The organism is Clostridium sp. (genome assembly GCF_026168755.1).
In the GTDB taxonomy this organism is placed as follows: Bacteria; Bacillota; Clostridia; order Clostridiales; family Clostridiaceae; genus Clostridium.
The window spans coordinates 1-7,176 of record NZ_JAPFDR010000080.1 but is presented as its reverse complement, the minus strand read 5'-3'; the positions used below and the strand labels follow the sequence as shown (position 1 = coordinate 7,176).

Annotated in this window: 5 protein-coding genes and 1 pseudogene; 2 read left to right on the top strand and 4 right to left on the bottom strand. The window is 29.3% G+C overall.

Annotated features, from left to right (window positions below):
- Window positions 1-150 precede the first annotated feature (150 nt).
- Together Q0Y03_RS14845 and Q0Y03_RS14840 are read left to right on the top strand one after the other, a co-directional pair.
- The gene (locus tag Q0Y03_RS14845; protein ID WP_297714576.1) at window positions 151-411 is read left to right on the top strand and encodes a DUF1294 domain-containing protein; all 261 of its coding nucleotides are present in this window, start codon (window positions 151-153) and stop codon (window positions 409-411) included.
- Between the two features lie 146 nt (window positions 412-557).
- Window positions 558-980 (top strand): hypothetical protein, encoded by a 423-nt coding sequence (locus Q0Y03_RS14840; RefSeq protein ID WP_297714575.1) that lies wholly within the window; start codon window positions 558-560, stop codon window positions 978-980.
- Between the two features lie 55 nt (window positions 981-1,035).
- On the opposite strand, the gene Q0Y03_RS14835 is transcribed toward Q0Y03_RS14840, so the two are convergent.
- The 4 genes and pseudogenes from Q0Y03_RS14835 to Q0Y03_RS14820 form a co-directional block, all read right to left on the bottom strand.
- Complete coding sequence (locus Q0Y03_RS14835) at window positions 1,036-1,839, bottom strand: class I SAM-dependent methyltransferase (RefSeq protein WP_297714574.1); 804 nt, start codon at window positions 1,837-1,839, stop codon at window positions 1,036-1,038.
- A 168-nt stretch (window positions 1,840-2,007) separates the two neighbouring features.
- On the bottom strand, window positions 2,008-6,354 hold the full coding sequence (locus Q0Y03_RS14830; RefSeq protein ID WP_297714573.1) for a PolC-type DNA polymerase III: 4,347 nt from the start codon (window positions 6,352-6,354) through the stop codon (window positions 2,008-2,010).
- Window positions 6,355-6,732: 378 nt separating this feature from the next.
- Complete coding sequence (locus tag Q0Y03_RS14825; RefSeq protein WP_297714572.1) at window positions 6,733-6,891, bottom strand: hypothetical protein; 159 nt, start codon at window positions 6,889-6,891, stop codon at window positions 6,733-6,735.
- Between the two features lie 23 nt (window positions 6,892-6,914).
- Window positions 6,915-7,176, bottom strand: a pseudogene (locus tag Q0Y03_RS14820) (IS3 family transposase); the annotation flags it as partial.

Genomic DNA, 7,176 nt, shown 5'->3' with positions numbered 1-7,176 from the left:
TTAACGACTTAGGCTTGAAAAGCCTAACGCGTCAATATATTAAAATTCATTAAACTTAAAGAACCGCCGTGTACCAGACCGGTACGCACGGTGGTGTGAGAGGTCGGTAGATAAAATAATTATCTACCTCCTACTCGATTGGGAGGTTTTATGAAATTTATATTTATTTATATAGTATTTACCAACATTCTACTTTTTACTCTTATGTCCATAGATAAAAAAAGAGCTAAATTAAAACAGTGGCGAATAAGCGAAAAAACATTTTTTATATTAGCTCTTATAGGTGGTAGTGTTGGAGGTGTACTTGGAATGTATACTTTCAGACATAAAACAAAACATTTAAAATTCACCTTAGGATTTCCTACCATTATTTTATTTCAAATAATAGCTGTATACTTATTTTTTAATTAGAACTTTTATATTTGCTTTTTAATATACTATTAATTTTTTATTCATTACTTGTTAATATAAAATAAATTGTACAACTCTTCAATTTATATTATAATTATTTTTAAAAACTATTATATTATGTTAAATTTCTAATTCGGGGTGATTATATGAGCTTTTTAAATGGAACTTATGGTTTTGATTTATTATCAATAGTATTAATTTTAATATCTTGTATCCTTAATATTTTTGATTTCACTAGACTTTTAGGGACATTTATTTTAATTTATGCTGTATACAGAGCATTTTCAAAAAAAATATATAAAAGAAAAGATGAATATAATGTTTTCTATACATACACAAATAAATTTTTAAAAAAATTTGGTAAATCTATTCCTTATAACTTACCTGTATATAATTTAAATAATTTATCTTATATGTTTGAGAATATTAAATTTAAATATACTCAGTATCGTAACTACAAAATCACCAAATGCCCTAACTGCAAACAAAAGCTTAGACTTCCAAGAGGTAAAGGTAATATAGTTGTTACTTGTAAAAAATGTTCAACTAAATTTGACTTTAGAACTTAATATATCTGGAAAATTAAAATAAAAAGGGTCTTTATGGCCCTTTTTATTTTCTATGTTAATCAATAGGCTTTTTGCCCCTTGCCATTAAGTTTAAAAATATCATTGTACATTTCTCTCTTTCAGTACTATCACTACAAATTCTCATAATCTTAGCTAATCTTGGGTTACTTCTACTAACCATTTTAATTATCTCTGATGGTACTTTATTATCTCCAAGAATATTTTTTATACCAACTAAATCACTATGAACAGTTACTGCTTCAAAATCTAGTTGTTCAAACCCAGTATATTTTAGTATTTTAAGAAGTTTGCGTCCAATTTCTCTATTCCAACCTGCCCTTTTTTCTATCTGATTAATAAACCCTCTCCCACTCTTAAATAATATATCTGGGTCACTTACTCCATGCATTCCTCTATCTGAATCAATAATTACTACTATTCCTCCTGGCTTTAATAATTTATATATTTCTCTTGCTGCTTCCATAGGGCTTTCTAAATGCTGAAATACAAATCTACAAACTACAAAATCATAACTATTTTCTTTAAGACCACTATTTTTTATAGAAGCAAGCTTTAAATTAAGTCTATTGCCATCATAATCACTTAAACGATCCTTTGAAATATCGAATAATCTTTTATCAACTTCTAAAGCTGTTACTGAACTATGTAGTAAATTTTCTAATAATAATTCAGTATATACTCCTGTTCCTGAACCAACATCTAGAATCCTCATTCCATCTTTAAGTCCTAACCATTTTAAAGTTCTAAATTCCTTTTTCCACCCTAATTTAGCTTGAGTTTCAAGTCTATTTACCTCATTATTAAATCCAACAATATCATAAATTGAATTGTAGCTCACATTAATCTCCTTTATTATTACTTAAATATATTTTATGTTATTTATATTCTAATTGTTCGCATGTCCAATTTATTTATATAAATTATCTATAAAATAAGTTTAAGTAAAAATAAAAATATTATTAAAAAAGGACCAACCCCTAGCGATTAGTCCTTTTAAGTATTTATTCTAAAATAATGATAATTGATTTGTTTCAGACATACCTTCTAAACAACCATGATTGCTTAAAGTCTCAATTACAGTTTTAGATATCTTTGATCTCAATCTTAAATCTTCCTTTGAGATAAATTCACCATCATTTCTCGCTTCTGCAATTGATTTGGCTGCATTTACTCCAACCCCTTGCAATGAACTTAGCGGTGGTCTTAATGCATTATCTACTATTAAGAATTTAGTTGCATCTGATTTATATAAATCTACCTTAAGCATTTTAAATCCTCTTTTATACATTTCAAAAGAAAGCTCTAAAACAGTAATTAATCCCTTATCTTTTACAGTTGCTTGATTACCAAGTGCATATAACTCCTGAAGTTTTGCATGAACTGCAGTTTCTCCCTTACATACTAAGTCTGCATCAAAATCATCTGCACCTCTTACCGTAAAGTAAGTTGCATAATATGCAAGTGGATAATACACCTTATAATAAGCAACTCTAACAGCCATCATAACATAAGCAACGGCATGCCCCTTAGGGAACATGTACTTGATTCTTTTACAACTTTCTATATACCAATCTTCAACATTATTTTCCTTCATGGTTTTCTCAAAATCTTCTGTTAAGCCTTTACCTTTTCTTACACTTTCCATTATTGTAAATGCAGTTTTAGGCTCAACACCTTTATACATAAGATAAACCATGATATCGTCTCTTGTTGCAATACAATCTCTAAGTGTAGTATATCCTTCTTTAATGAAGTATTGAGCATTATTAAGCCAAACGTCAGTACCGTGAGAAAGTCCAGATATTCTAACTAAATCTGAGAATGTTTGTGGTTGTGTATCTACAAGCATTTGACGAACGAATTTTGTTCCAAACTCTGGTAAACCATAAGAACCAACTTCACATTCAAGCTCTTCTTTTGTAACACCTAAAGCTTCAGGTGATGTAAATAAAGACAGTACTTTTTTATCATTAAGAGGTATAGTCTTTGGATCTAAACCTGTTATATCTTGTAACATTCTAAGTACTGTCGGATCGTCGTGACCTAGTATATCAAGCTTTAATAGTCTTCCTGAAATAGAGTGATAATCAAAATGTGTAGTTGTTACATCTGATGTAGAATCATCTGCTGGTCTTTGAATTGGTGTAAAATTATAAACATCTGTATAATTGGGTACAACCATAATTCCCCCTGGATGCTGTCCTGTTGTTCTTTTAATACCTGTGCATCCAATAGTTAGTCTTTCAATTTCCGCTTGTGATACAATAATTCCCTTTTGATCTAAGTATTTCTTAACAAATCCATAAGCTGTTTTTTCCGCAACTGTACCTATTGTTCCAGCCTTAAATACGTATCCTTTTCCGAATAAAACCTCTGTATATTTATGAATATCACCTTGGTTATCTCCAGAGAAGTTTAAGTCTATATCAGGTTCTTTATCTCCTTCAAATCCTAAGAAAGTTTCAAACGGAATATCGTGACCATCTTTTATATAAGGTACACCACAATCTGGACAATCCTTATCTTCTAAGTCAGCTCCTGAACTTACAGAACCATCTAAGAAGAAATGTGACTTCTTACATTTAGGACATACATAATGTGGTGGCAACCCATTAACTTCTGTTATATCTGACATAGTTGCAACAAAAGATGAACCAACAGATCCTCTTGAACCTACTAAATATCCATCTGAATAAGATTTTGCAACTAACTTTTGTGCAATTAGATAAAGTACAGCATATCCATTATTTATAATAGAATTTAACTCTTTATCTAATCTTTTTTGTACTACTTCTGGAAGTGAATCACCATAAATAGAATGAACCTTATTCATTGTCATATTTCTAATATCATCATCTGCACCTTCAATCTTAGGTGGATAAGTTTCATCAGGAATAGGCTTTAAGTTTTCTTCTACGGAATTTGCTATTGCTTGTGGATTTTTAATAACTACTTCTTTAGCAATATCACTTCCTAAATATGAAAATTCCTTTAACATCTCTTCTGTAGTTCTTAAATAAAGAGGTGGCTGATTATCAGCATCTCCAAATCCTTGACCTGCCATAATTATTCTTCTAAATGCTTCATCATGAGGATCTAGAAAATGAACATCACAAGTTGCTACAGTAGGCTTATTAATTTCTTTTGCTAAATCATAAATTTTTCTATTAATATCCTTAAGTTCATCTTCATCCTTTACTGAACCTTTTTCAATCATATACGCATTATTAGCAATAGGTTGAATTTCTACATAATCATAAAAACTCATTACCTCTTTTATTTCTTCATCACTTTTACCACCAACTACAGACCTATAAATTTCTCCAGCTTCGCAAGCCCCTCCAATTATAAGTCCTTCTCTCATTTCCATAAGTCTAGACCTCTTAGTTCTTGGTCTTCTAAAGAAATTATCTATATGAGCTTCTGATACAAGTTTATATAAATTTCTAATTCCAGCTTGCGTTTTCGCTAAAATTATTATGTGATACGTTGGCAACTTCTTAATATCAACTTTTTCTAAGAATATCTTATTTAACTCCTCTAAAGTTTCTACTTCCAACTCTTCTTTTATCTTTTTAAAACACTCAACTAAAATATCAGCTGTTGCTTTAGCATCATCTACAGCTCTATGATGACTTTCAAGCTTAACTCCTAAATGTTTTGCTACAAGATTTAACTTTACAGATTTTAATTCTGGGTATAAAAATCTACAAAGTGGAACTGTATCCACTATAGTTGGTGAAAATTCCAAACCTAAATCATTGCAATTTTTAGATATAAAGCTACAGTCAAAACCTGCATTATGTGCTACAACAACTGAATCTCCTATAAACTCTATAAATTTGGGTAATACATCTTCTATGGCTTGTGCATCTCTTACCATATCATCATTTATTCCTGTAAGCTCTGTTATATTATAAGGTATTGGCCTCCTTGGATTTACAAATTCACTAAAGTTATCTATAATAACTCCATTTTGAATTTTAACTGCTCCTATTTCAATTATTTTATCATTTTTAGATGAAAATCCTGTTGTTTCTAAGTCAAATACAACATAAGTATCATCTAAATTTTGACCTTTTTCATTTAAAGCTAATGGTACTCCATCATCTACTAAATATCCTTCTACACCATAAATAACCTTTATTTTATTCTTTTTAGCTGCAATTTGTGCATCTGGGAATGCTTGAACACCACCATGATCTGTAATAGCTATAGCAGGATGACCCCATTTTGCTGCTCTCTCTACAATTTTTGAAACTGGTGTAACACCATCCATTGCACTCATTGTAGTATGACAGTGAAGCTCGACTCTTTTTTCTTCAGCCCCGTCCATCTTCTCCATCTTTTTCATCTTCAAGATATCTCTACCCATTATAACTACTTCTCTTTGATAAGTATCATATACAGCTTCTCCTCTAACTTTACAGTAAAGACCCTTTTTAACATTATCAAGAACCTCATCTTTTTCCTGTGGCTTTAAGAAGCATTTAACTGTTATAGAACTAGTATAATCAGTTATGTAGAATGTTAATATTATCTTACCAGTTTTAGTTTCCATAGTTTCTACTTTAAATACATCTCCTAAAACTGCTACATATCCTGATCTTTCATTTATTTCATTTATTGGAGTAGCTTCAATAGAAATATTTCTACCATATATCGCATTTTCAGCCTTTGGCTCCCTCTTATAACTATTTTCTTTCTTTTCATATGGTTTCTTTTCAGCGGGCTTTTTCTCTACTGGCTTACTTATAACAGTTGAGGCTTTGCTCATTTCCTTAACTCTAGCTTGCATAGCTTTATTTAACAACTCTTTTTCTTCTTTTTCTCTTGCTGCATAGTCTATTACTACTTCCATAGCTGGATCATATTTTATTTCAAATCTACAAGATATACCAAACATTGCTTTAACAGTATCTTCTAAACTCTTTTCGCCACCTTTACCTTTTAGATGTTCTGTTAATTTATCATATCCATTAAATACAGATACTTTATTTTCATTAACTTCTTTTCTACAATTTAATAAAAGACTTTTACATAATGGTGTCTTTTTTATTGTTTCAGAAATACATTCAATCCAATGGTTTTGTATTACTTCATCTAACGTAATATCTGAAGCATCTCTATAAAAAACTATTTCTACAGTAATTCTTATCATTAAAGTTTTACAAATAATTTTTTTAATTAGTTCCTCTTCTTCATGAGCTAATTTTTCTTTTCCTCTTAAAACAACCTTTAAAATCATACTTTTTCTTAAAAGTTGGAACTTTATAATTTTAAGTTCTTTATCTTCTAAACTTTCATGTTTATTTATCTCAAGGGTTAGCTTTTTTATAATATCGTCACTCAATCTTATACCCCCAATCTCTTAAAATTTTCAACTACACCATTATAGCATAAATTTATTTTTGTTAAATACTATTAATAGATTGTGACTTATTAGCAAAAAATAGATATATTAACTTTATTTTTGTATAATGATAGTTATATTAATATATAACTAGAGGTCTAGCTTTGAATATTAAATAATTTTACTATTTAGAAATAGCCTTAAATGAATTAGAAAATAATAATGAAGCTCTAATCAAAGCTTCTATGAATTTAGAAAAATCATTTTTTACTATTTTAAATGAAAGTTATTGTGAATTTTCAAATATTAGTTGCAGAGTTAAGTCTATAGAAAGTTTGCGTGAAAAAATACTTAGAAATCATTATTATAAGCGCTATCCTAATGCAATATAACATTAAACTCTGTACATAGCTCTTTTAAATCATTACTAGTATATTGAGATCCTAAATCTGTATGGAATACTAACTGTTTATTTTTATCAATATTTTGGCTATAATAGGCATTTTTTAAAGCTTTAATAACTAAATCATTAGTCATTCTTTTGCCGAAAGCGTAGCCAATTATTTTTTTGAATGTAAATCAAGAACTGAAGCTAAATAGCACCAACCATCTCTGATAGTATGAATATATGTAATATCTCCAACCCATTTTTCATTAATAGAAGTAGTTGTAAAATCTCTTTTCACAACGTTTTCCAAACCTTCTGCTACTTTTTTATTTGAATGATGATTGTATTTTTTTACAGTTATTGCAAAAAGACCAAGTTCGGTCATTCTTCTTTGAACTCTCTTTATGGAGACATTAAAACCTTCTGTACCAAGT